33 protein-coding genes and 2 pseudogenes are annotated in these 24753 nt (G+C 40.0%); all 35 read left to right on the top strand.

All coding sequences use genetic code 11. From position 1 onward, the window contains the following. Nucleotides 1-106: 106 nt before the first annotated feature. A complete protein-coding gene (locus BLO53_RS12520) occupies nucleotides 107-1054 on the top strand; it encodes an ABC transporter permease (RefSeq protein WP_092062179.1) in 948 nt (315 codons plus the stop codon). Between the two features lie 15 nt (nucleotides 1055-1069). Beyond that, complete coding sequence (locus BLO53_RS12515) at nucleotides 1070-1999, top strand: carbohydrate ABC transporter permease (protein WP_092062176.1); 930 nt, start codon at nucleotides 1070-1072, stop codon at nucleotides 1997-1999. A 225-nt stretch (nucleotides 2000-2224) separates the two neighbouring features. Next, complete coding sequence (locus BLO53_RS12510) at nucleotides 2225-3967, top strand: extracellular solute-binding protein (RefSeq protein ID WP_092062173.1); 1743 nt, start codon at nucleotides 2225-2227, stop codon at nucleotides 3965-3967. 151 nt (nucleotides 3968-4118) lie between these two features. After that, entirely contained in the window at nucleotides 4119-4877 is a 759-nt protein-coding gene (locus BLO53_RS12505) for an NAD-dependent protein deacylase (protein ID WP_092062170.1), read from the top strand. 50 nt (nucleotides 4878-4927) lie between these two features. Then, complete coding sequence (locus BLO53_RS12500; RefSeq protein ID WP_092062167.1) at nucleotides 4928-5101, top strand: DUF951 domain-containing protein; 174 nt, start codon at nucleotides 4928-4930, stop codon at nucleotides 5099-5101. Between the two features lie 114 nt (nucleotides 5102-5215). Further along, entirely contained in the window at nucleotides 5216-5503 is a 288-nt protein-coding gene (gene rpsF / locus BLO53_RS12495) for a 30S ribosomal protein S6 (RefSeq protein WP_026489981.1), read from the top strand. A gap of 18 nt (nucleotides 5504-5521) precedes the next feature. Beyond that, on the top strand, nucleotides 5522-5977 hold the full coding sequence (locus BLO53_RS12490; protein ID WP_092062164.1) for a single-stranded DNA-binding protein: 456 nt from the start codon (nucleotides 5522-5524) through the stop codon (nucleotides 5975-5977). A gap of 18 nt (nucleotides 5978-5995) precedes the next feature. After that, on the top strand, nucleotides 5996-6259 hold the full coding sequence (gene rpsR, locus BLO53_RS12485) for a 30S ribosomal protein S18 (protein WP_026489979.1): 264 nt from the start codon (nucleotides 5996-5998) through the stop codon (nucleotides 6257-6259). Nucleotides 6260-6483: 224 nt separating this feature from the next. Then, nucleotides 6484-7269: a ParA family protein gene (locus BLO53_RS12480; protein ID WP_092062161.1), complete on the top strand. Its 786-nt coding sequence runs from the start codon at nucleotides 6484-6486 to the stop codon at nucleotides 7267-7269. Next, nucleotides 7259-8164, top strand: coding sequence for a ParB/RepB/Spo0J family partition protein (locus BLO53_RS12475; RefSeq protein WP_092062158.1), 906 nt, complete (start codon nucleotides 7259-7261; stop codon nucleotides 8162-8164). The genes BLO53_RS12480 and BLO53_RS12475 overlap by 11 nt, the downstream gene beginning before the upstream one ends. A 47-nt stretch (nucleotides 8165-8211) precedes the next feature. Continuing rightward, the gene (locus tag BLO53_RS12470) at nucleotides 8212-9240 is read left to right on the top strand and encodes a DUF6017 domain-containing protein (protein ID WP_176757273.1); all 1029 of its coding nucleotides are present in this window, start codon (nucleotides 8212-8214) and stop codon (nucleotides 9238-9240) included. Between the two features lie 71 nt (nucleotides 9241-9311). Beyond that, nucleotides 9312-9596 carry a helix-turn-helix domain-containing protein gene (locus BLO53_RS12465; protein WP_242875374.1) on the top strand — a complete coding sequence of 95 codons (285 nt, stop codon included), beginning with the start codon at nucleotides 9312-9314 and terminating at the stop codon, nucleotides 9594-9596. Between the two features lies 1 nt (nucleotide 9597). Beyond that, complete coding sequence (locus BLO53_RS12460; RefSeq protein ID WP_092062152.1) at nucleotides 9598-9888, top strand: hypothetical protein; 291 nt, start codon at nucleotides 9598-9600, stop codon at nucleotides 9886-9888. Nucleotides 9889-10009: 121 nt separating this feature from the next. After that, on the top strand, nucleotides 10010-10801 hold the full coding sequence (locus tag BLO53_RS12455) for an aminoglycoside N(3)-acetyltransferase (RefSeq protein WP_242875373.1): 792 nt from the start codon (nucleotides 10010-10012) through the stop codon (nucleotides 10799-10801). A gap of 1 nt (nucleotide 10802) precedes the next feature. Continuing rightward, a complete protein-coding gene (locus BLO53_RS12450; protein ID WP_092062146.1) occupies nucleotides 10803-11339 on the top strand; it encodes a serine/threonine-protein kinase in 537 nt (178 codons plus the stop codon). Between the two features lie 66 nt (nucleotides 11340-11405). Then, complete coding sequence (locus tag BLO53_RS12445; protein ID WP_092062144.1) at nucleotides 11406-12002, top strand: NAD(P)H-dependent oxidoreductase; 597 nt, start codon at nucleotides 11406-11408, stop codon at nucleotides 12000-12002. Between the two features lie 40 nt (nucleotides 12003-12042). Beyond that, the gene (locus BLO53_RS12440; RefSeq protein WP_092062142.1) at nucleotides 12043-12225 is read left to right on the top strand and encodes a nitroreductase family protein; all 183 of its coding nucleotides are present in this window, start codon (nucleotides 12043-12045) and stop codon (nucleotides 12223-12225) included. 122 nt (nucleotides 12226-12347) lie between these two features. Further along, complete coding sequence (locus BLO53_RS12435; protein WP_176757272.1) at nucleotides 12348-12791, top strand: MarR family winged helix-turn-helix transcriptional regulator; 444 nt, start codon at nucleotides 12348-12350, stop codon at nucleotides 12789-12791. Then, entirely contained in the window at nucleotides 12784-13260 is a 477-nt protein-coding gene (locus tag BLO53_RS12430; protein ID WP_242826455.1) for a GNAT family N-acetyltransferase, read from the top strand. Before BLO53_RS12435 ends, BLO53_RS12430 begins: the two co-directional genes overlap by 8 nt. Before the next feature lie 23 nt (nucleotides 13261-13283). Further along, nucleotides 13284-13838 carry a DUF5714 domain-containing protein gene (locus tag BLO53_RS12425; RefSeq protein WP_092062136.1) on the top strand — a complete coding sequence of 185 codons (555 nt, stop codon included), beginning with the start codon at nucleotides 13284-13286 and terminating at the stop codon, nucleotides 13836-13838. 78 nt (nucleotides 13839-13916) lie between these two features. Continuing rightward, the gene (gene crcB / locus BLO53_RS12420) at nucleotides 13917-14285 is read left to right on the top strand and encodes a fluoride efflux transporter CrcB (protein WP_026497041.1); all 369 of its coding nucleotides are present in this window, start codon (nucleotides 13917-13919) and stop codon (nucleotides 14283-14285) included. Between the two features lie 33 nt (nucleotides 14286-14318). Next, nucleotides 14319-14735, top strand: a complete 417-nt coding sequence (locus BLO53_RS12415) for a GNAT family N-acetyltransferase (protein ID WP_176757271.1) — start codon at nucleotides 14319-14321, stop codon at nucleotides 14733-14735. Between the two features lie 49 nt (nucleotides 14736-14784). Then, on the top strand, nucleotides 14785-15225 hold the full coding sequence (locus tag BLO53_RS12410) for a GNAT family N-acetyltransferase (protein WP_092062130.1): 441 nt from the start codon (nucleotides 14785-14787) through the stop codon (nucleotides 15223-15225). Between the two features lie 85 nt (nucleotides 15226-15310). Then, the gene (locus tag BLO53_RS12405) at nucleotides 15311-15775 is read left to right on the top strand and encodes a GNAT family N-acetyltransferase (protein WP_092062127.1); all 465 of its coding nucleotides are present in this window, start codon (nucleotides 15311-15313) and stop codon (nucleotides 15773-15775) included. 260 nt (nucleotides 15776-16035) lie between these two features. After that, nucleotides 16036-16539, top strand: a pseudogene (locus BLO53_RS19660) (DUF5688 family protein); the annotation flags it as partial. A gap of 56 nt (nucleotides 16540-16595) precedes the next feature. After that, a pseudogene (locus BLO53_RS12400) lies at nucleotides 16596-17897 on the top strand (VirB4-like conjugal transfer ATPase, CD1110 family); the annotation flags it as partial. Between the two features lie 155 nt (nucleotides 17898-18052). Then, entirely contained in the window at nucleotides 18053-18685 is a 633-nt protein-coding gene (locus BLO53_RS12395) for an acetyltransferase (protein ID WP_092062124.1), read from the top strand. A gap of 89 nt (nucleotides 18686-18774) precedes the next feature. Then, nucleotides 18775-19134, top strand: coding sequence for a heavy-metal-associated domain-containing protein (locus BLO53_RS12390; RefSeq protein WP_176757270.1), 360 nt, complete (start codon nucleotides 18775-18777; stop codon nucleotides 19132-19134). Between the two features lie 125 nt (nucleotides 19135-19259). Further along, nucleotides 19260-19493, top strand: coding sequence for a Fur family transcriptional regulator (locus BLO53_RS12385; RefSeq protein ID WP_026489976.1), 234 nt, complete (start codon nucleotides 19260-19262; stop codon nucleotides 19491-19493). Nucleotides 19494-19627: 134 nt separating this feature from the next. After that, nucleotides 19628-20110 (top strand): zinc ribbon domain-containing protein, encoded by a 483-nt coding sequence (locus tag BLO53_RS12380; protein ID WP_092062118.1) that lies wholly within the window; start codon nucleotides 19628-19630, stop codon nucleotides 20108-20110. Further along, nucleotides 20110-20523, top strand: a complete 414-nt coding sequence (locus BLO53_RS12375; protein ID WP_092062115.1) for a hypothetical protein — start codon at nucleotides 20110-20112, stop codon at nucleotides 20521-20523. Before BLO53_RS12380 ends, BLO53_RS12375 begins: the two co-directional genes overlap by 1 nt. 58 nt (nucleotides 20524-20581) lie before the next feature. After that, entirely contained in the window at nucleotides 20582-21592 is a 1011-nt protein-coding gene (locus tag BLO53_RS12370) for an extracellular solute-binding protein (protein WP_176757269.1), read from the top strand. A gap of 1 nt (nucleotide 21593) precedes the next feature. Next, on the top strand, nucleotides 21594-23120 hold the full coding sequence (locus BLO53_RS12365; protein WP_092062109.1) for an ABC transporter permease: 1527 nt from the start codon (nucleotides 21594-21596) through the stop codon (nucleotides 23118-23120). Next, complete coding sequence (locus tag BLO53_RS12360; protein ID WP_092062106.1) at nucleotides 23117-23722, top strand: ATP-binding cassette domain-containing protein; 606 nt, start codon at nucleotides 23117-23119, stop codon at nucleotides 23720-23722. The genes BLO53_RS12365 and BLO53_RS12360 overlap by 4 nt, the downstream gene beginning before the upstream one ends. After that, nucleotides 23719-24750, top strand: coding sequence for a ligand-binding sensor domain-containing protein (locus tag BLO53_RS12355; RefSeq protein ID WP_092062103.1), 1032 nt, complete (start codon nucleotides 23719-23721; stop codon nucleotides 24748-24750). Before BLO53_RS12360 ends, BLO53_RS12355 begins: the two co-directional genes overlap by 4 nt. The last annotated feature ends 3 nt before the right edge of the window (nucleotides 24751-24753 follow it).

Raw genomic sequence — 24753 nt, 5'->3', positions numbered from 1 at the left:
ATCGTTTAAATGGTTGTTTATGCAAAGTTTTTTTGACTAAGTGATTAGATATACGGGCTAAATTATTTTAGGATTTACTTATACAAGGGGAAAGGGCAACAATGGTATGAAAAAACAAAGTAAAAAAGGGGGAGTGGTAACTACCACATCTTGGAAAAGTGCCTTAAAACGAGACTGGCAGCTTTATCTACTTCTCTTAATTCCACTGGTTCTAGTAATTGTATTTAGCTATGGTGCATATCCTGGCCTTAGAATGGCATTTATGGATTACAAACCGGCCAAGGGTTATGCAGGCAGTAAATGGGTAGGCTGGGCTACATTCCAGAAAGTATTTAAGGATGCAGACTTCAGCAGGGCTCTTAGAAACTCAATTGTATTTAACATTGCAGATCTTCTCGTGGGCTTCCCTATGCCAATTATTCTGGCTCTTATTCTTAATGAGCTTAGATACAAGAGATTTAAGAAAGTGTCACAGACAATTCTTTATCTGCCTCACTTCTTATCTTGGGCTATCATCGGTAGCGTAGCGCTGACAATGTTCAAGCCATCAAGTGGACTTGTTAACGTAGCTATGATGCAGGCTGGCTTTATTGAACAGGGCATTCCATTCCTCAATGAGAAATGGCACTGGGCAATAACTTATCTGCTTATCGGAGTATGGCAGGGAATGGGTTGGGGCACTATCCTTTACCTTGCAGCTATTACAGGTATTAGTGGCGAACTCTATGAAGCAGCCATGATCGACGGAGCAAACCGTTGGCAGAGAATGATCCATATTACACTTCCGGGCATCAGAAGTACAATTGTAACACTTCTTATCATGAACCTTGGACGTGTCATGGGAAGTAACCTTGAGAGACTTACAGCTCTTGGTAATACACAGGTAAAAGAGTTCCAGTATCAGCTAGCTGTTTATATCTTCCAAAAAGGTATTAGTAACAACAAATTCAGTATGGCCACAGCGGTTGGACTTTTCCAGTCAGCAATTGGCGTTATACTGGTACTTTTGTCTGATAGGATTGCTAAAAAGCTTGGCGAAGATGGCTTGCTATAATGAGGAGGAACTACGATGGGAAAAAGTAAGAAAGCCGTAGGCGAGGAAAACTTCTCAGCAGGAGGAGCCCACGCTGTAATAGGCTTTAAGATAAGCGATGCGATAATGATGCTTATCATCATATTATTATGCGCTACATGCGTGTTGCCATTTGTGCACGTTGCAGCAAAATCAATTTCTGGAAATACAGCAGTAATGTCTCAGTCCGTATATTTCTGGCCAAAAGATATTACATTTGACGCTTTCACAAGAGTATTTAAAGATGATTCAATGACAAAATCAATGATCTTTTCAGTTTGGATCACATTACTCTTTACACTGCTTGGTATGATCGTTTGTACTTGTGCGGCATATCCTCTTTCAAAAAAGAGACTTAAAGGTCGGCCAGTACTTACATTCCTGCTTATGGTGCCAATGTACTTCTCAGCAGGTATCATTCCTCAGTACATACTTTATTATCAGCTTCATATATTAGATACATTTTGGGTATTGATACTACCACTTATCTATTCACCTTATAACATGCTGATAATGAAGAACTTTTTTGCAAGTACTATTCCTGACAGTTTAGAGGAATCAGCATTCCTTGATGGAGCAACTAACTTCCAGATCCTGTGGAAAATAGTTCTTCCTCTGTCCAAGCCAATACTGGCTACACTGTCTTTGTTCTATGCAGTAGGACGTTGGAATTCATATGCTGATAACATGTACTACACAAGATCTGCAGACCTTAAGATGATCCAGTACAAGCTCTATCAGCTTGTAGCATCAGCAACAGAGGCTCAGAATGCATCACTAGCAGATACAGGCGGTGTATCACAGTCAACACCTGAAGTTTTACAGGCAGCCTGCATCATGTTTGTAACTATACCTATCATCATCATTTATCCATTCCTTCAGAAGTACTTCGTTCAGGGTACTATGATCGGAGCGGTAAAGGGTTGAGCAGAGCACCTGATGAGGTTTTATCGAATCTGGTGCGAGCCATGGGCGAACATTTGGCGAGGTACTGTCGAGCCTAGTGAGAGTCCCAGAGAGAACAGGGTAAGGATAGAGGTAGGTTCCTTAACCTGACGTAAGCCAGGTTTTATCGAAGGTAGTTTCAATTTTAAGCCACAAAGAGTGGCATAAAATACAATTTTCTTTATGGAAAAAAGGAGGGTATGAATTATGAAGAAGAATTTTCTTCAGAAGGTTCTTGCTACAGCACTTACAGGCGCTATGGTAGCTGGAACAATCGTTGGATGCGGTGATAACACAGCAGCTGACACAACAACCACTGACACAGAAACACAGCAGACAGAAACAGCACAGGCAGAGACAACAACAGAAGCTCCAGCTGCAGAGAATGCAGATGTAGTTGCTGGTATTGATGGATGGACACCATTTGAGAACGAAGTTACACTTCGTGTAGCTGTATACGACAGAGGAGATGCAGGTAACGGATGCTCTGATGTTGAGAACAACTACTGGACAAAATGGGTTCAGGAGAATTTTGGTGACAAGTACAATATAAAGGTTGAGTATGTTGGAATCACACGTTCAGATGTTATGACTGACTACTCTATGCTCGCTTCTACAAATACACTTCCTACACTTTGCATGGAGTACGACTATGATAAGCTTGCTACATGGGCAGCTGATGGATATCTTCAGCCTATCGATATCGAGCAGTTCAAGACAATCGCTCCTACATACTGGGGAAACATGGAAGCTAACGGCCTTACAGGCTACACAAAGTTTGGCGATGAGGACTACATGGTTCTTGGTATGAGACCATATGGTAACACAAACTACACATTCGTTACATGGTATCGTAAGGACTGGCTCTCAGAGGCAGGCTATGACAAATATCCTTCAACAAACACAGAGCTTCTTGAGGCTTATGCAAAGATGAAGGAAAACGGACATGAGTATCTCCTTAGCGGATCTAAGGTTGCAGGCGCTGGTGCTGACCAGAACTACAGCTTCAGAGATTATCCACAGGATGAGACAACATGGTGCACAACAGGTGATTATCAGATTCCAGCTCTTTCAACAGAGGCTCAGAAGAGACTCCTTAAGTGGAACAACGAGCTTTACAACGATGGTTACATCAACCCAGAGTACTACCTCAGAGCATCATCTGATGTAGAGGCTGACTTCATCAATGGCAAGGCATTCTCATGGAGCGGATATGTTTCATCTAACATGCAGGTACTTCAGTCATTCTATGAGGCTAACCCAGATGCAGAGCTTGGCGTAGTTGTATGCGATGGTAAGTTCAACCAGGATTCAACTTGGGGCTCAAGCAACGCTTTCCGTCCTAACAACATCTTTGGTGCTATGATCGCATTTGCTAACAACGCAACGGAAGATGAAGTTAAGGCTGGTGAGATGTATCTTGAGTGGATGGCTCAGGATGAGAACCTCTTCACAATGCAGTGGGGTCTTGAAGGCGTAAACTTCAACTATGATGAGAACGGAAACCCTGTAGCAGTTGGTGATCAGACTGGTCTTGATGAGCAGCAGGGTCACAACAACAACGTTGACTACTGGATGGTTGTTACAGCTTCTAAGTCATTTGGCGATATCGAGAAGGACATCGCAGCAATCAATCCTCAGGGACTTCCTCAGGACTTCTATGATGATCTTCTTGCTAACTACAAGGGACAGCTTGCACTTTACGAGGCTGGTTATGCAAACGTTGACTGTCTGTTCGGTGGCGCTCTTGAGTCAGTAACAGAGAATGGCACAGCTCTTAAGGAAGAGGTATATCCTGAGTATCGTGACCAGCTTGTTATGTGCGCACCAGAAGAGTTTGATGCTCTTTATGATGAACTTTCTCAGAAATATCTTGATGCTGGATATCAGGATGTAATTGATGAGAGACAGGCTATGTTTGATGAAGGAAAGACAACAAAGCTTCAGTAATCATTAAAAAATAATTCCTAGAATGAATGTAAAGGGGCCAGAATTTAAAGATTCTGGCTCCTTTTTATGTTAAAATAATAATGCTGAAAAGTTGTAAATAGGGCGACTGGCGACTAATAAGAAGTATTTGAATATAAGAAAGGGGGAAAAGATGGGGGAACAGATAGAGAAGTTTAAAGAAATGATTGATGCCTGCGACAACATTGTCTTTTTTGGTGGCGCGGGAGTGTCCACAGAGAGCGGGATTCCAGACTTTAGAAGTAAAGATGGTCTTTACAACCAGCATGATGTCAGATTCGATAAATATCAGCCGGAATATCTTTTGAGCCATAGCTGTCTTGTGTATGAGCCCAAGGTGTATTATGAATTTCACAGGCAGAAGATGGACACCAGGAATATAGAGCCTAATGATGCTCATAAATATCTGGCAGCACTTGAGAAAACTGGCAAATTAAAGGCTGTAGTTACACAGAACATTGATGGCCTGCACCAAAAGGCTGGAAGCAAAGTTGTTTATGAGATTCATGGTAGCGCACTTAGGAACTACTGTATGAATTGTGGAAAAGAATATCCTGAGGACTATATCTTTGAATCACAAGAGCCAATTCCAAAGTGCAGCTGTGGCGGGACAATTCGACCTGACATAACTCTATATGAAGAGGGACTTCCAGATGATCAGGTTTCTGGAGCCATAGATTCAATTGCAAAGGCACAGATGCTTATAATTGGTGGAACATCTCTTTCAGTTTATCCGGCTGCATCTTTTATTAATTATTTCAGAGGCAAGTATCTTGTTGTCATCAATGAAAGTGATCTTGATATAAGAGGAGCCCAGAATACACTAATAATAAAAGAAAAAATCGGAAAAGTTTTCAGGGAACTGGCTGCTCTACAGGGAATTACCCTGTAACCTGGCAGAAATACTTATTAAGATATAGTACGGTAAGAAGTATAAGATACATGGATATAAAAGTAGGAAACATCATTAAGTTAAAGAAACAACATCCTTGCGGTAATTACGAATGGGAAGTGCTCAGAGTAGGTGCGGATTTCAGACTGAAATGTATGGGCTGTGGCCACCAGATCATGGTTCCAAGGAAAAATGTGGAAAAGAATATCAGAGGAATCAGGTGAACTTATTTTGCACTTGCATTATTTGCAATATTGTGATAACATACCATTCTGTGATAAATTCCTTGCTACGCTAATGTAAAGTGTAGCCAGAGACCAAAAGGAGGTAACAATAGCATGAACAAATACGAATTAGCCGTTGTTGTTAGTGCAAAGATCGAAGACGATGCCAGAACAGCAGTCATCGAGAAGGTTAAGAAGACTATCGAGAAGCATGGTGGTCAGATTACTAACGTAGATGATTGGGGTAAGAAGAAGCTCGCTTATGAGATCGAGAAAATGACAGAAGGCTTCTATTACTTCATCCAGTTCGATGCTGAGGGTACAACACCTGCAGAGATCGAGTCACGTATGCGTATTATGGATGGCGTCATCAGATATTTATGCGTTAAGAACGAGGCTTAAATAGAAGAGGACGAAAATATGAACAAAGTTATACTTATGGGACGTCTTACAAAAGACCCCGACGTTAGATACTCACAGGGAGAGACAGCTAGCTGCGTAGCAAGATATACACTCGCAGTTGACAGAAGATTCGCCAGAAGAGACAGCCAGGATGCTCAGACAGCTGACTTCATTCAGATTGTTGCATTTGGCAAGAGTGGTGAATTTGCTGAGAAGTACTTTAGAAAAGGCACCAAAGTTATCGTAACGGGACGTATCCAGACTGGTAGTTATACCAACAAGGATGGCGTTAAAGTATACACAACTGATGTAGTTGCGGAGGATCAGGAATTTGCTGAATCCAAGAATGCATCTGCTGGCAACAGTGGAAACTTCAGCGGACCAGCACCTAGTAATGAACCTGCACCTTCAGCAGCTGGGGATGGCTTCATGAACATTCCTGACGGAATTGACGAGGAGCTTCCTTTTAACTAATTTAGGAGGTAAATTACAATGGCTTTTACTAAGTCTGATAAGTCCGATGCTCCTATGAGGAGAAAGGGCGGAATGCACAGAAGAAAGAAAGTTTGCGTTTTCTGTGGCAAGGATAATGTAATTGATTACAAGGATACAGCTAAGCTCAAGAAGTTCGTTTCTGAGAGCGGCAAGATTCTTCCTAGAAGAATCACAGGTAACTGTGCTAAGCACCAGAGAGAGCTTACATCAGCTATCAAGAGAGCAAGACATCTTGCACTTATGCCATACGTAGCTGAGTAATTGGCAGGAAAATCAAGGGTTTGAGGTAATTGAGTCGGAAAAAGACCTATGAATGACCCATTTTTCGTGGGGAATAGGCACTGATAATTACCGATAATTACTTTATTTTTTAGAATAATAAGCTTTTTAAAGGCACTTTTTAGAAGAGATTCTAAGAAGTGTCTTTTTTAATTCCTTCCTATAACCTGAGTTAATCGTCAAAAAAATTATAGGAGGAACTAAAAATGGCAAAAATCATCGCAATCGCAAATCAAAAAGGCGGAGTTGGTAAAACTACAACCGCTGTCAATCTCGGAACTGGTCTTGCATCAGAAGGAAAGAAAGTACTTCTGATAGATGGAGATCCCCAGGCATCACTTTCCATAAGTCTTGGATATGATGAGCCTGACAAGCTGGAAGTATCTCTGGTAGATATTCTTTCTAATGTCGTAAATGAGGAAGAAATCCCTGAGAATTATGCAGTTTTGAATGTTAGGGAGAATGTAGACCTTATTCCATCCAACATTGAGCTTTCTGCAGTGGAAATATCTCTTGTAAATACCATGAGCAGAGAGCTGGTTCTTAAATCTTATATTGATTCCATTAAAGACAGATATGATTTCATCATTATCGACTGTATGCCTTCTCTTGGAGTAATGACAGTAAATGCACTAGCATGTGCTGATACGGTACTTATTCCCGTCCAGGCGGCTTACTTACCGGTAAAAGGATTACAACAGCTTATTAAGACAATCTACACCGTAAAAAGGCGTTTAAATGCGAAATTAGAGATAGAAGGTATTCTCCTTACTATGGTGGATAACAGAACTAATTATGCAAAGGATATAGCCATGGAAGTAAATGATGTATATGGCAGGAGCATTCCGGTATTTCCTATTGAGATTCCGTTGTCTGTAAGAGCTGCTGAGATTAGTTCTGTAGCCAAGAGTATTTTTGAATATGATCCAAAGGGTAAGGCTGCATTTGCATACCTTTCACTGACAAAGGAGGTGCTTGCTCATGGCTGTTAAGAGAGAAAAGGTTCATTTTGCATCGATTGATGAGCTTTTAGGAGCTCCTGCATTGACAGGTGAAGGTACAGAGGAAATCAAACTGGAAGATATCCATTCATTCAAGAATCATCCTTTTAAGGTAGTTGATGATGAGAAAATGGAAGACTTGGTTACAAGTATTACTGTAAATGGCATTCTTACACCGGTTCTTCTTAGACCAGATGGTAATGGCAAATATGAAACAATTTCAGGGCATAGAAGAATCCATGCTGCTTGTGTGGCAGGGCTAGAGGTTGTTCCTGCAGTAGTAAGGGAAATGAACGATGATGAAGCAGTAATCGCAATGGTGGATTCCAACGTTCAAAGGGAAGAAATATTGCCAAGTGAACGAGCATGGTCACTAAAAATGAAAATGGATGCCATGAAGAGGCAAGGAAGTAGAGATTCAACTACCTCCAACCAAAATGGTTGGAAGTCAGAAACGGCTGCTGTCATAGGTGAAGAATTAGGAATGGGTTCAAGCCAGGTGAGAAGATATGTGCATTTAACGGAACTGATACCGGAGTTCTTGGATTTATTAGATCAGAAGAAGATAGGTTTCGTTATGGCGGTTGATATTTCATATTTCGACAAGGAACTTCAAGGATGGCTACATGACTATTACAAAGAAGTTGGTTTTCTAAGACCTAATCAGATAGCTGCCCTCAAGGATACCGGTGCTGTTGAGAATATGACCGAGTACATCATGAAGAACACATTAAATGCAGCGTTACCCCAAGCAGATAACAAGTCTCGTAAGGTTACACTGTCGGAGAAGAAGCTGGATAAATACTTTCCATCACACTACAGTGCCAAGCAACGTGAAATGGTTATCATTAGCCTGCTTGAAAAGTGGCAGGAGGAGAATAAGTAGAAGTTTGCTGAATAAACTTCTGAAAAATTTAGTTGGAGGACAATTCCGTGGGAAAAAAGTTAGATTTGAATTATTTTACCGGTCAGGAGGCGGACCAGTTTAATTTCATCAAGATACCAAAGCCTTTGTTGTATGATCCAATATATGCTGATTTAAAGATTGCTGAGATAATCACTTACTCTCGAATGTTGGATAGGATGAACCTATCTATCAAGAATGGGTGGTTTGATGAACTTGGAAGAGCTTATATATTCTGCTCGCTTACTGATGTAAGAGAGTTTGCTGGATGCGGTAAGAATAAGGCCGTAGATATATTAAAAGCGCTTGAAGAGATTGGGCTAATTGAAAAAGTTAAGGGCGCTCCGGGCACAGGAATGAGGATATATGTTAAAAACTTCATTCCCAAGAATAATCAAGGGTTTGCTAATCAAACTTTTGGCACAGTAGAAGTAAAATCTGATGCTGAGGATAGCAATGTTGATAGCTCTACAGAAGTTTGTTTTTCAAACTCCGAGAATCCCGAAAATCAAACTTCTATGAGTCCCGAAAACAAACTTTCAGGAGTTTGGAAATCAAACCCAAATAATAATAAATATATTAATACTAACCCTAGTAATACTAAATCTATTCGTATCATACCTTCAAGTGAATACTTAGAGAGACAGAAACGCAAACAGGAATCTGAGATGAGATCAGATGAGATGGGATATGCAGAGCTTATTCGTGAGAATATTGAGCTGGATGCACTTCTCGTAGATTTTCCTCACGACAAGGAGTTTATCATGGGAGTGTATGATCTGATTCTTGAGACAGTACTTTGCAAGAGCGAGGATATTGTTGTGGCCAGCAATAAGTACTCGACAAACTTTGTCAAAGCTAAGCTCTTAAAACTCAATAAGTTCCATATCGAGTATGTAATGGACAGTTGGCACAAGAATACAGAGATGCCAAGGAATGTGAAGAAATATCTACTTGCAACATTGTTCAATGCCCCAAGTACAGCAGATGCCTATATTAGAGCAGAGGTCAATCATGATATGGCAAGCCCTGAGTGGGGAATAGCAAATACAGATTGACAAGTACGCAATGCGTTTATTATAATGAAGTTGAACAAAAGTACGCAATGCGTTAGTGAAGGAGACGGCTTATGAGGGATGATTACACACTTGAGATTGAAGGAATGAATCTCAATATTGAATATGACAGAGCAAAAGACGAGAAAGAGCCAACCGGCAAGAGACTTACGGCTTATGCAATCAAAGCAGTTCGCGAGCAATCTGGCATGAATCGTAAGGATTTTGCAGAGTGGCTTGGAATCCCTTATAGAACCATTTCTGATTGGGAGCATGGCGAGAGACAGATGCCAGATTATGTTCTTAGACTTATTGCTTATAAAGTGCGCATGGAGTTCATAGAGAAGAGGGGTGATTAGTATGCTGGCACTTAAATTACTACTAAGATTGATACTGTTTCCTGTATGGTTGATTTTGACATTCCTTACAGTTTTCACATCATTGATCTCAAAGGTTGGAAACCTTGTAATGGGACTTTTCTACTTATACATTTTGATTGTAGCCTGCATCATTATCGCAGAGCACGCATGGCTGCAGCTGGCTATAGTGATGGGAATATCCTTCGCGGTATTCCTGGTTCACTTCGGAGCACTCGCAGCATTTGAATTATTTGCATCAGCAAAGGATAAGTTACTTGATGTTATTGTTTAATGAATATGCCCACGGAATTGCCTTGTAGTGGTGACAAATACCGCTACAGGGCTTTTTTAATGATTAAGTTTCTTATAGAATATAGAAAGATATAATTTGAATATAAACGGCTAAGGGGTACATGATGGTGAAACCAATTACAAAGGAAGAAATTGTAAATGCACTGTATTCTGTTGGTTTGGCGAAAGGCCATACTGTGATGGTTCATACAGCATTATCTAAAATGGGCTATGTCTGTGGTGGTGCGCAGACCGTTATTGAGGCATTGATTAAAGTGGTTGGAGAAGACGGTACGATCATGATGCCAGCACAATCCTGGAAGAATCTAGATCCTGAAGATGGTGTTCACTGGACCGTTTCGGAAGAATACTGGCAGATAATCCGCGATAACTGGCCGGCTTATGATAAGAGAATTACGCCAACAAATACCATGGGAGCTGTAGCTGAAGCGTTCCGTCAATGGCCAGGAACCCTGCGAAGCGACCATCCGGCAAGATCCGTTGCGGCATGGGGCAAACACGCAGAATATCTTGTTAATGATCATGACCTTTCCAATGTTTTCGGAGAGGGCTCTCCAATAGGAAAACTGTATGAACTGAATGGAGAGGTTTTGCTTATCGGTGTTGGTTATGATAAAAATACGTCTTTGCATCTTGCAGATGTCCGCGCTGATTATCCCGGCAAGCATAATTGCATAGAGCATAGTGCGATCATGGAAAGCGGTAAGCGCGTATGGAAAGAGTACGAGACGCTTTTTGTTGATGGTGAGGATTTTGACCGGATAGGAGAAGCTTTTGAACAGAGCAATGCTGTTAACAAAGCCATGATTGGAAATGCCGAACTACGCTTAATGAATCAAAAAAGACTTGTGGATTTTGCTGTTGACTGGATTCAGAAATATAGAAGAGGATGAAATGGACAAGATTGTCAGAGTAAACAGTGACGAATATGAGATTGTAAGGCTATTGGGGCACGGAAAGGGTGGATACTCCTATCTTGCGTTATCAAATGGCAAAGAGGTCGTATTAAAGCAAATCCACCATGAACCGTGTGAGTACTATGCATTTGGCAACAAGATCGAAGCGGAAAAAAACGATTATAGAAGGTTGAAAGATGCAGGAATAAGAATTCCGCTTATGCTTTCCATTGATGAAGATTCCGAGAGGATTGTTAAAGAATACATCGAGGGTCCAACCATTTTCGATATGGTACGCGACGAAATATCGGTCGAGCCCTATATTACGCAGGTGCGTGAAATGGCGGATGCCGCAAAGAAAGCAGGCCTAAATATAGATTATTTTCCGACCAACTTTGTTGTTAAAGATAACCTTATTTACTATGTAGACTATGAATGCAATCAATATATGGATGAATGGAATTTTGAAAACTGGGGCATTAAATATTGGTCTAAAACACCTGAGTTTATACAGTATGTGAAAGAACATGAGTAGAGTTTGCCTTTTGATTTAACTGTATATAAACAGATTGAAACAGCTAGATGAGATAACGGAGATGTTATGAAAGTATTAGTTGTATATTGTCATCCAAGCAAAAACAGTTTTACACATACGATAAAGGAATCCTTTATACGAGGGCTCGAGGATGCAGGCCACTCTTATGAGGTCTCTGATTTGTATGCACAGGGATTTAATCCAGTCATGTCAGAAAGTGAATACATTAGAGAAGGATTTTATCGATTAGAGGATCCTGTAGAGAAAGACATTCTTAATGAGCAGGCAAAGATTAATTCGGCCGACATTGTTGTATTTATTTATCCTGATTTTTGGACGGCTTCTCCGGCTATGCTTGAGGGATGGTTCCAGAGGGTATGGACATATGGTTTTGCCTATGGAGATAAAATTTCGATGAAAACTTTGGAAAAAGCCATGTTTCTTATTACAATGGGAGGCTCATTAAAGGATGATATCAGGGTGCAACAACTTGAAGCTATGAAGACTGTTATGGTTGGTGACCGAATTCGTAACAGGGCAAAGAAATGCGAAGTATATGCTTTTGACGAAATGACCAGAGGCTATGGTAATGATATAAATAGGCAAGAAAGAATCGAAACATTTTCGCAAAGGGCATATGATTTGGCGAAAGGATTAAGATAATAACTTTTTATATTATGCGATAAGGAAAGGGGATTGAAATATGGAATTATTTGAGGCGATAAATCAAAGAAAAACAATTCGTGACTTTGAAAACGAAGTAATCTCAAAAGAAATTCTTGAAAAAATTATCTCCGCAGGGCTAAAAGCACCGACGAATGATCATATGCGGGATTGGCAATTTGTAGTGGTAACAGATAAGGATGTTGCAGTCAGGCTTGCTTAATGAATATGCCCACGTAATTGCCATGTAGTTGTTTATAACGGCTATGTGGCTTTTTTATATTATAAATTAGTTGACAAATACAACTAATGATTTTATCATTTAAATCCATAGGAGGACATTCGATGGATAAGGTAAAACTATTTCGAGAAAGTACCAGAGAATTAGAACGTAATCTTGAGAAGCTAAACAGTTCTGATTGCTGTCAATGTAACGTCAATACATCTCAATGCTTTCTGGTTGTTGAGATAGGCAGAAAACCCGGAATATGTGTAAAGGAACTTGCTGAACTTCTTAAGATGGATAAAAGTGCTGTAAGCCGATCTGTAGAAGAACTTGTCCAAAAAGGATATGTTTTGCGAGAATCTTCAAAAAGGGACCGTAGGTGTGTAGTGCTTAATCTGACTGATGAAGGAATGGCAAGATTCAATGCAATAGAAAAAGATATGAATTTGAAGTTTGAGAGAGTTTTTTCAATGATTCCAAAGGAAAAACAGAGTCAGGTTTTAGAGGCATTAAATATCTATAATGATGCGATAAAAAAATCGGAGGTGGAATGCTGTGATTAGAGAAATGAGAGATGAAGACTGGGGGACAGTATCAGAGATTTACAAGCAGGGGTTAGAAGAGGGAACATCAACCTTTAATACAGAGTGTCCTAGTTTTACTGAGTGGAATGAAGGGCACGTAAAGAATTGCAGGTTTGTTTTTGAGGAAGAAGGGAAGGTTGTAGGCTGGATAGCGCTAAGTCCTTCTTCAAGTAGGTGCGCATATAAAGGCTGCGTTGAAATGAGTGTATATGTAGACAGAAACTATAGAGGGCATGGGATAGGAACAGCTTTGGTAAATACGATTATCCGGGAAGCTGAGAAAGATGGATATTGGAGCATATATTCTGCAATATTCTCAATTAACAAAGCGAGTATAGCCCTACATAAAAAGTGCGGATTCAGGGAGATTGGCTATAGGGAAAGAATAGCTAAGGATCGATTTGGAAAATGGCAGAACACAACTCTTATGGAGTACAGAGCTTCATAATTAGTTTATAGGAGAAACTACTTATGACTATTGAAGAAAAAGCAAACAGGATTATTGAAGATATACGTAATGAAAAAGGCGTAAATCCTATCAAGATGTTTAAGTCAATGGCAAAAAAAGAGTATATAAGCATACATGGGCCAGAGCATCATATATTAGATGGGGCATGTCTTTTAATGGCTTATCATAATGCAGGTGGCAAAATAGATATAGACTCTGCTTTGGAGAAGCTTTTGAAAGAAGGACTCCGGATGCCGGGAGCAATGTGCGGACTGTGGGGAATATGCGGAGCGATAACATCTATAGGAGCAGCCCTTTCTATCATTGATGGTACAGGACCACTTTCTGAGGATGGCACATGGGGAGATCACATGGCATTTACATCAAGCGCCATAGGAGAGCTTGGCAAGATAAATGGCCCAAGATGTTGTAAAAGAGATGCTATGATTGCGTTCAAGCATGGAATAGAGTACGTAAGACAGCACTACGGGGCGCAGATCGAATATGAGAAGCAACACTGTGAGTTCTCATCGCAGAACCAGCAGTGTATCAAAGAAAGATGCCCGTTCTTTGGATAATGGAAAGGTTTTGGTTTCGGACGATTTAGAAATTATGGAACTTTGAATTTCAGTATATATGACAATAGAGAGGTTGATATGAATTTTCTATTTGTAGCACTTGGTGGTGCCTTGGGTGCAGTAGCGCGATATGCAATAAGTCTGATTCCTGTTAAGACTTATTTTCCGATATTAACTCTGATTACAAATATCCTCGGTGCCATACTAATTGGATTCGTTGTTGGAATTACCAGTAACCGAGAAAGTGTATCTGATAATACCATTCTTTTCTGGAAGACAGGGGTGTGTGGAGGTTTTACCACATTCTCTACATTTTCCCTTGAAGCTTTTAATTTGTTTGAGAAGAAACAATATATGAATGGCGGATTATATGTGGCACTGAGTTGTTGTTGCTGCATATTTGGAATTCTATGCGGAAAGAAACTTGCGACGATAATAAAACTTTGAATTTCAGTAAAACTTACAATGGAGTGTTACATAATGAAGCTTAATGATATTGAACTCGTTGATAATATTCTTAAACCTGAAGATTTTGTGAGGCTTAGAAATGCTACAGCATTTGCTGATATTCCTATAGAACACGCAAGAAAGGCACTCAAGAATGGCCTTATAAATGTCTCTGCTTTGAAAAACGGTGAACTAATAGGAATGGGCAGACTTGTTGGCGATGGTGCGATGTATTGGTATCTGCAGGAAATACTGGTTTTGCCTGAATATCAGGGCATGGGTATAGGGACCATGATTGTCAATCACCTTGTAGACTATGCTGTGAAGAATTCTTCTACAGGGAAATTCACTACTATAGGCGGAGTTTCTGCCAAGGGAAAAGAAGGTTTTTATCAGAAACTTGGTTTCGAAGTAATACCAAATGGCATTAGAAAAATGATAGAGATATAGGATTATCTTCCAGTTAAGATAAGCAAATCGGAATTTGAAGGGATAAAATATGTTTTTTGGTGTAGAAGATTTAAAGACAGATGAGATATTTTTAAAACTAACTAAAACATGTGAGGAACAACCTGAGAAGAGGTGGCTCCCAGCTTATTATTTGGATATTTGTTTAGTGGATGGAACTACGATTGGAAATTGCGATTTAAGGATAGGACACAATGACAAAACATATATTGGCGGCAACATCGGCTATGAAATTGATGAACCTTATCGCGGACACCATTATGCCGCAAAGGCATGTAAACTTCTGTTTCAACAGGCGAAGAAACATGGCTTGGATTATTTGATTATTACTTGTGATCCGGCTAATGTAGCTTCTTACAAAACATGCGAGTATGCAGGCGGTATATTTATTGAGACAGCAAATATTCCAGAAGACAATGAAATGTATGCTGAGGGTAAACGAAAAGTAAAAATCTATAGGTTTGATATATAAATCGCAATTGAACAAAATCACTGCACACAGCCTAGGCAGGCCATCGCGCAGCGATTTTGTTCAATTCCAGCTTGCGGAGGCAATGATGATAATTCCTGTAAACGAACAGAATATAATGGATGCGGCAATTATTCATTCCATATCCTGGAGAGAATCACACAGAGATTTTTGCACTCCGGAATTCATAGAGATCCATTCACCCGAACGACAGCTAAGGTATATACGCGATAAGATGGATAAAGGAACCAGGTTCTTTATGCTTGTGGATGAAGCTCCTGTGGGTGTCGTTTCGGTGACAGAAAACCTGATCGAGGATCTTTATGTCCTTCCGGAAAAACAGAATATGGGATATGGAACGGAATTGCTGCAGTTTGCAGTCGGTCAATGTCCGGATACTCCTTCGTTATGGATCCTTGAGAACAATGTTAACGCGGAAAGGCTATATCGCCGTATGGGCTTCACGAAAACCGGAAGGATCAACGCGATTACAGATGAACTCGCAGAGATCGAGATGGCATTGGAACAGACAGATTCCTGTTTGTTGGGATGAGCATTATATCCGAAGATAATGGTTATACATCGTTATCCGTGCGTTATGTTTTGTTATCCTCACGTTATGGATTGTGAATTTCAAAGGGGAAAAACCTGTGATATTGTTATAATGTACCAAAGAATATGAGTGATGCATCGCTTGCAGGTACATCTCTTTTGCAAAAGAATACGAAGAACTAAGAAACGTCAGCTTGGGCTTAGAGCCTTCGGCTGGCGTTTTTTGCGTCCAAAAACAATCTAAAGAAAAGAGGATGAAAAATGAATTTTGAAACTTTTAAGGAAGAGCTTGCGAATAGCGTGAAGGAGCAGCTTGATAGGAACGGAGGCAACTACACTGTTGAAATCAACAAGGTTGATAAGGCAAATGAGACCTATGATGCTCTCACAGTTAAGCCTGAGACCAGCAATATCGGTGTGAACCTTAATGCCGGTAAGCTCTTTGAAGAGTATGAGAATGGAAAGGACTTTGATCTCATTGCCAAGCAGGCTGCAAATGCTGCAGAGAATGCAATTACAAACAGACCGGATTTCAATCTTGATGCAATCAGCGACTATGAGCAGATGAAGCAGAAGCTTTCCATGGAGGTTGTGTCTGCTGAGAGAAATGCAGAGTTCCTTGAGAATGTTCCTCATAAGAATATGGAGGATATGGCAATTGTTTACCGCCTTGTCCTTGATTCCTCAGACGAGGGCAGAAGCTCAATTCTTGTGACAAACAAGATGCTTGAGACTTATGGAATTACTGCAGAGCAGCTTCATGCTGATGCAATGGCTATTGCTCCTGAGGTAAGACCTGCGGTTATTCAGGGCATGAGTGAACAATTCAGTTTCAGGACATCAATTATCAGCTTGCACAGCAGGAGGATAAAACAGAGATTTTTGAGGAGTGGTGCAGTTTTCTTAACTTCTTTGACAGCTCAGTACACTTCGAGCTTTCTTTCATGAATCTGGCTACGGATGCCACAGACTTTGAGAGAAAGATTGCGATTCCTCATCAGAAGGATGGCTTCAATGATGTGAGAGATGAGTATTCTACAGTGCTCTTGAAGCAGATGGAGGCTGGAAACAATGGTCTTACCAAGACCAAGTACATAACCTTTGGAATCCATGCAGACTCTATGAAGTCAGCAAAGCCAAGACTCATTCATATTGAGATGGATCTGCTCAATAACTTCAAAAGACTTGGAGTTGTGGCAGAGACACTTGATGGATACCAGAGACTTGCGCTGATGCACAGACAGCTTCATATGGGCGATAAGGCAAGATTCCATTTTGATTGGAAATATCTTGTTGGCAGCGGCTTATCTGTTAAAGATTTCATTGCACCTAGCGGATTTGAGTTTCCTACAGGCAGATACTTCAAGATTGGAGATCTTTTCTGTGCTATGAGCTTTTTATCAATAGATGCATCAGATATCAGCGACAGAATGCTTGCAGACTTCCTTGGTATGGAGTCTACACAGATTGTTACCATGCACATTCAGTCAGTAGATCAGAATGAAGCTATCAAGACAATCAAGCACACTATCACTGAGCTTGACCGTTCCAAGATTGAGGAACAGAAGAAGGCAGTAAGAGCCGGGTACGATATGGAAATCATTCCTTCAGACCTTGCTACTTATGGCAGGGATGCCAAGGCTCTGTTAAAAGAGCTGCAGACGCAGAATGAGAGAATGTTTCTTTTGACATTCATGGTTCTTAATACAGGACGCTCAATGCAGGAGCTTGAAAACAATATCTTTCAGGCATCTTCCATTGCACAGAAGCACAACTGTAATCTTATCAGATTAGATTTTCAGCAGGAGCAGGGACTTGTGAGTACATTACCGCTTGCTTATAACGAGGTAGATATTCAGCGAGGCATGACAACTTCAAGCACAGCAATCTTTGTTCCATTTACTACGCAGGAGTTATTCCAGGATCACAGAGGAGCTCTTTATTATGGGCTTAACGCACTATCTAATAACCTAATCATGGTGGATAGAAAGCTTTTAAAGAATCCTAATGGACTTATTCTTGGAACACCTGGCTCTGGTAAATCATTTTCAGCCAAAAGAGAAATAGCAAACCTATTTCTTGTAACAGACGATGACATCATTATCAGCGATCCGGAGTCAGAATAAGCTGACCAGCGGCTCGCAGACGAGTAGGAAGACTGACCGTCTTCTACTCGATTTCATTTAATACGAGAAAATGCTTCACTATGGATGTGGTTGGCGTGATTATGATATAATTATTTGACTTTTTAGTTATATAGAGAGGGTGAGGACGGTAAATGAAAGATTTATATATTATTGGTGCAGGTGGATTTGGCAAAGAAGTAGCATGGCTTGTAGAGAGAATCAATAAGGTAAATCCAACATGGAGTATAGTTGGATATGTTGATGACAATGAATCATTGTGGAACAAGAAAATATATGACTATCCTGTGTTGGGAGGAATAAGTTATTTAGAAAAATGCAAGGATTCTTACGTTGTTTGCGCCATTGGAAATGCAGATACTAAACATGCAATAATACAAAAGTTGAGAAAGTATGCTTTGCAATATGCAACTTTGATAGATCCGTCAGTTATAATGTCCAGAAACGTAAAGATTGGGGAAGGCACTATAATCTGTGCTGGGACAATAATTTCTGTCGATGTGACCATAGGAAATCATGTAAGTATAGATTGGGATTGCACAATAGGGCATGATGATGTGATTTCTGACTTTGTAACAGCATATCCAAGCGTTAATATATCAGGTTGTTGCAATATTGAAGAGCGCGTGGAATTAGGTACAGGCATGAGAATAATTCAGGGGCTGAGCATCAAGGAGGCAGTCATAGTTGGAGCAGGCGCGTGTGTTGTTAAAAATATAGAAGAATCTGGAGTGTACGTTGGCGTCCCGGCGAAAAAAATAAAATAAGTGATCTAGACACTTGAAAAAATAGTTAGCAGATGCTAACATTGTGTTCGAGGCATAATGATAACTATTTTCACGAGGTTTTTTACATTATGATAAATGCTTTTATAATTATTTTTTTAGTGATCATTTTGTTTTTTGCATTAAGGGGCTCTATAAAGCATCTTTTAGGTCAGGGTAGTTGCTGTGGCGGTGGAAATTCTATAGTTAAGGAAGCTGATAAAAAGCTGAATGGGCCAATAATTAAAACCAAGATTTTTAAGATTGATGGTATGCACTGTGAGAACTGTACAAACAGGGTTAAACGTGCCATCAACAGGATAGATGGAGTATCTGCTAAACTGAGCCTTAGGAAGAAACAGGCAGTAGTCCAGTACGAAAAAGAAGTAGCAGACGAAGTTCTAACTTCAGAAATAGAAGGGCTTGGATATAAGGTAATTGAAATCAAATGATATCTGCATAATTGTATAAAAATGCAACAGATTAACGACCCGCTTCTAGCGGGTTTTCTCTGAGAAATGTGTTAGCAGTCGCTAACAAAATAACGAGAACTAGTTAATTTCAGAAGGGAAACGCGATGAGTAACGAACAGATTATTGATGCACTTAGGAAAGAGGGAATGAGAATAACGAAGCAAAGAAAGATAGTTGCTGACATTATTGCAGAAAATGATGGTGCCTCGTGCAAAGATATATGCTGTATGGTAAGAAAAAGCGATGAATCAATAGGAACAGCTACTGTTTATAGAATGATAAAGGTACTGGAAGATATCGGGGTAGTCGAGCGGATTGATATGATAAAACTCCATTAAATAATTTCTAAAAAAACTTTTTATATGAATGCATCATTTTACGAATAACGGTTGTATAAATATTAGGAACGATGTAAAATGAAGTAGCTTTTTTGTAGAAAAAAGCGAGAAAAAAGTTTTATTAGGAGGAAACTATGGGGTTTTTAGATGATTTCGGTAAGAAGATTTCTTCAGCCAGCCAGGAAGCTATTGCAAAGGGAAAGGACCTTGCAGATATAGCTAAACTTAATTCAAACATTGCAGATGAGAAGAACAAGATCAATGCAGCTTATAAAGAGATTGGTAAGAAGTACTTTGAGTCTCATGCAGAAGATTTCGAGGAAGGATATGGAGAGCTTGTTGGAAATATCAAGGCTTCTCTTGAGAAGATTGCTACATTCGAGCAGCAGATCGTAGAGATCAAGGGCGTAACAAAGTGCCCTAGCTGTGGAGCAGAGGTTCCTAAGGGAGCAGCATTCTGTACATCATGTGGAACAGCAATCCCTCAGCCAGAAGTTCAGGCTGCACCAGTTCAGGAAGAGGCTACAAAGACTTGCCCTACATGCGGCACAGTTCTTAAGGCTGGTGACATGTTCTGCATCAACTGCGGTACTAAGCTTGAGGAGGTACAGCAGTAATGGAAAAGACTCGTCTTGGCGTATCAGTAGCTGTATTTGGCGCATTTATTTATGCAGCAGCATTATTCGGAGGATATACAGCATCAACTATTCTTGTAGGTTATGTACTTCTTATGGAGTCTAACGAATGGCTCAAGAAGACAGCTGTGAAGGCACTTGCTACACTTGCTTTCTTTAGCTTCTTATCACTTCTTGTAGGCCTTATTCCAGATGCGTTTGGTGTTATTTCTTCACTTCTCCGTACATTTGGATTGACAGTAAGCTTCAGCTTTATTACAGACATCTTTAATGTATTATCAAGAGTTGTAAGCCTTCTTGAGGATCTTGTATTTGCAGGTCTTATCTTCAAGTCACTTAACCAGGGAACAATCAAGATTCCTGTTGTTGATGGCATTGTTGAGAAGTACATGTAATTATTTTAAATCTTATAAACCAGTCACTTTGTGGCTGGTTTTTTTTCTGGAGAGTAGTATGCAAAAAAGAAGTACAATATTGTTAGGACTTATCATAACAGGAATTCTTGCTATAGCAGGCTGTGGAAAAGGTAAGTCCCAGGAAGTGGTAGTATATACCGCAGTTGATGAAGTGTTTAGCGAAAAAATAATTAACGAGTTTGAAGAAGAAACCGGAATCAAGGTTAATGTGGTATATGATACTGAGGCCAACAAAACAACTGGCCTTGTAAACAGAATCATTGCTGAAAAGGACAACCCTGTATGTGATGTCTTTTGGAACAATGAATTTATTCAGACCATAAAGCTTGAGGAAGAAGGCGCTTTACAGCCTTATAAATCACCATCAGCAGAGGATATTCCAGATTATTACAAGGCTTCAGATAACTGCTGGACAGCATTTGGAGGAAGAGCCAGAGTTCTTTTGGTAAATAATGATCTTTTGGCAAAAGAGAATTTTCCAACTTCTGTAAGTGATTTTGTAAGCGGTAAGTATACAGGTGATCAGTTGGCAATTGCATATCCTATGTTTGGAACCACTAAGACTATGGCAGCTGCTTTTTATGCTCAGTGGGGACCAGAAAAGGGAAAAGAATATTTTCAGACAGTAGTGGATCTTGGTGTTAATGTTGTTGATGGTAATTCTGTGACAAAGGATATGGCTGCCAGTGGACAGGTTGCCATAGGATTTACTGATTCTGATGATGCTCGTGAAGCAATAGAGGATGGAGCCAACGTAACAATGGTTTATCCTGACCAGGGTGAAGACCAAATGGGAACACTCCTTACTCCAAGCACTGTGGCAATGATAAAGGGAGCTCCTAATGAGGACAATGCCAAGTTATTTATAGATTTTGTTTTGAGGGAGAGTACTGAGAGAGAACTTGTAGCAGATGGTTTTTTTGATGTGTCCATACGAGATGCAGGCAAGGGCGGAATAAAAGGAATGACTATAAGCCTTGAAAAGATATATGAGTTCATGGATGAGTCTGCAAAGGATATGGAAGAGTTATTTTCAGTAGCACACTAAAATGCAGAATAACAATAAAAGAAAAATGCTATCGATTGGGGCAGTGTTCTATGTGCTTATCACATTGATGCCCCTTTGCGGAGCATTGCTGCAGCACCACGGAAAACTAAATATTTCGTTTGGTATCAGGCAGGCATTTCTGCTAGGAAACAGTATTAAACTTGCTTTCCTAGTGGTTATGCTTGATTTGCTACTTGGCTTTTTCTGTGCGCTATTTATTTTCAGCTTAGGCAAAAGACAGATATGGCAGAAGTATTATCTAGTAGCAATGATGCCAATTCCATATTATATCTATGCTCTGAGCTGGATGTATATCATAAGAGCATTATCTTTAATTTGGCCTGATCTGGTCAGATTCTCCATTAAAGGAATAGGAGCCTGCGTGTTTGTTGAGACGTTGGCTTTTTTACCAGTTACGGCACTATTTATACTGGTTGGAATTGAAAACATTAACGAAGACATTTTGAGGATTGCAGGAGTTTACGGCAGTGATAACAGGGCAGTCTTTAGAATAATTATGCCATCTGCATGGCCCTATGGGCTATCCGCAGCAGGTCTTATCGCGATAATGTCGATGACTGAGTTCTCAGTTCCTTCTATGTTTCAGTACAACACCTATGCACTTGATATTTTTTCGGTGTATAGTAGAACAGGAAGCGCGCTGACAGCCTACATTCAATGCGTTCCACTGTTATTTATTCTTATTATCCCTATGATTTGGGTGTTTAAGGGGCTTAGAAACTTTAGCATAAAAAGAACTTGCAGGCCAAGCTACAGATTAAGATTATCCGGACCAGTTAAGGGACTTTGCATGGCTGCTTTTTTGATATCAATGATACAGATATTATTTCCTTTGATAGTGTTTGTATTTACTGCAGGTGGATACAGGCAAATAGTAGAATCATGGATCATGATAGCGGATGAACTCGAGAATTCTTTTGTGACAGCCTTCGTTAGCGGATTAATATGTCTTGCGCTGGCAATGATCATGGCTGCTTTTTTAAGACGAAATATTAAGAAAACTCCCTATATTATTATATACGCCATGGTAGTTCCCGGGGCGATTCAGGCAATGGGGCTTCTTAAGATGAATAATTGGCTGGGGCTTGTTTTTATGGAAAGGACAATTCTCCTGACTGCAGTTGGTTGTGCTCTCAGAGCAGCGCCTTTTGCAATTATTATTCTCTTGATTGCAAAGCTCCGTACAGACTATAAGCCCATTGAAATGGCAAATATTTATGCTGTGGATCCTATTGACGCATTAAAGATAAAGATAAGAACCTTTATGCCATCCTATATGGTTTGCTTTGGAACGGCATTCTTTTTGACGTTTGCGGAGGAGAGCATTCCGCTTATCCTTATGGCACCGGGAAAAGAAACTATTACAGTCAAGATATACAACTATCTCCACTACGGAGCGTCAGAGTATGTGTCAGCTTTTTCTGTACTGGTGATTATCTTTGTGTTTGGAATAGAGGGGGCTGTGGTTCTGCTAAGCAGAGCTATAAGAGGTATTAAACAGAAATGATCAGAGCTACTAAATTAACGAAATTTTATGATGAGCAGCAGATTTTTAAAGATATGTCTTTTGAAGTTGGAGAGAATACAGGACTATTCATTACAGGCCCCAGCGGATGTGGAAAGACTACTCTTCTCAGGATACTTGCAGGATTTGATACAGACTACTCCGGTCAGATCCTGATCGATGGGACAGAAATACAAAAAGAGTTAGAACCTAGAAACAGGAACATAGCTATAGTTTTCCAGGAACCTACCCTTTGGAATCATATGAGTGTTGAACAAAACCTTGCTTATGGGATGAAAAAAAAGAATATGCAAGAGCTTAAACTGCTAGCAGAAAAACTGCAGATTGCGGAATTACTCAAAAAATATCCTGAAGAGATTTCAGGAGGGCAGGCCAAGAGAGTATCGCTTGCGAGAGCTCTTTTATCCGGGAAAAAGAATCTGCTATTAGACGAGCCACTTTCTAACGTCGATCCAAAGACCAAAGAAATAATATTAGATTTTTTGAAACAGGAATATCTGGATAAGAAATGTGTGTTGTACATTACTCATGACAAGGATGAAATTGGAAGCCTTCCTTTTGAAGTGATGGAAATGAGAATATGAAACAAAAAGGTATCAGCATTTTTATAAATAGCATGTTTGCTGTGGCAATCGTAGTTATCCTGATCCTGGGCAGCAGGTTTAAGTCAGAGGACAAGAGTAAAGACGTTCAGAGCTATAATTTTCTTATTATGGAAAAAGATTCAGAAATATCCGCCTTGTACAGTGACGGTGAAAAAATCTATGTTGGAACCAATGAAGGTATCCACATATACGATGCTGCCAGCCTGGAACTTCTTGATACCATCGACAATATCAGAATGATCTATACCGCTAGCATTGTTTCAGATGGAGAAGGTGGAATATTTGTAGGTCATGAAGATGGTCTGACACATATTGATGCAGACTATAAACAGACCCATTTTAAAGCTCCGCAGATTCCTGAAGGGCGCGTTAACACAGTGGCAATGAGGGACAAAATCCTATACTGCGGAACCTACAATGGAGCAGCAGTCCTCACAAAGGAAAGTGGCCAGTGGACAGTTCAGAAAGTACTCGGTAAAAAAGATGGTCTCTACAGCGATAGCGTCAATGTAATATTGCCGGTGGAATCAGGCATTTTCTTTGGGTCATATCTGGATACTCAGGGCGGACTTACATATGTTGATAACGATGGAAATATAACCTATTACAATGCTGAAAATGGCCTTGTGCACCCCTATGTTACCTCAATGATAGAGGATAGCCTGGGCTATATCTGGGTTGGTACAGGTTATATGAGAGATGGAGGTCTTTTTAATCTAAAAAAAGAAGGAAATACCTATGTGATTGGTGATACTTATACAAAGGCAGATGGAATCCCAGGCGAAAAGGTGAGATTTCTTTTCATGGATGATGAGAGCTTTTGGATTACTACAGAGTATGACGGGGTTCTGGTAAAAAAACAGAATTCGTCAGAATGTATTTACTTGAATCAGAAAATGGGACTTTCTGATAATGAAATAAAGTGTATTATAAAAGTGAATGATTATTATCTTCTGGGCGGTAAATATGGACTAACAGTCATTCCAAAATCATTTTTTAACTGGTGAAAA

The sequence above is a fragment of the Butyrivibrio sp. INlla14 genome (assembly GCF_900102515.1).
GTDB lineage: Bacteria > Bacillota > Clostridia > Lachnospirales > Lachnospiraceae > Butyrivibrio.
Note: the sequence above shows the minus strand (reverse complement) of the source record. Positions and strands in the feature narration are given on the sequence as shown.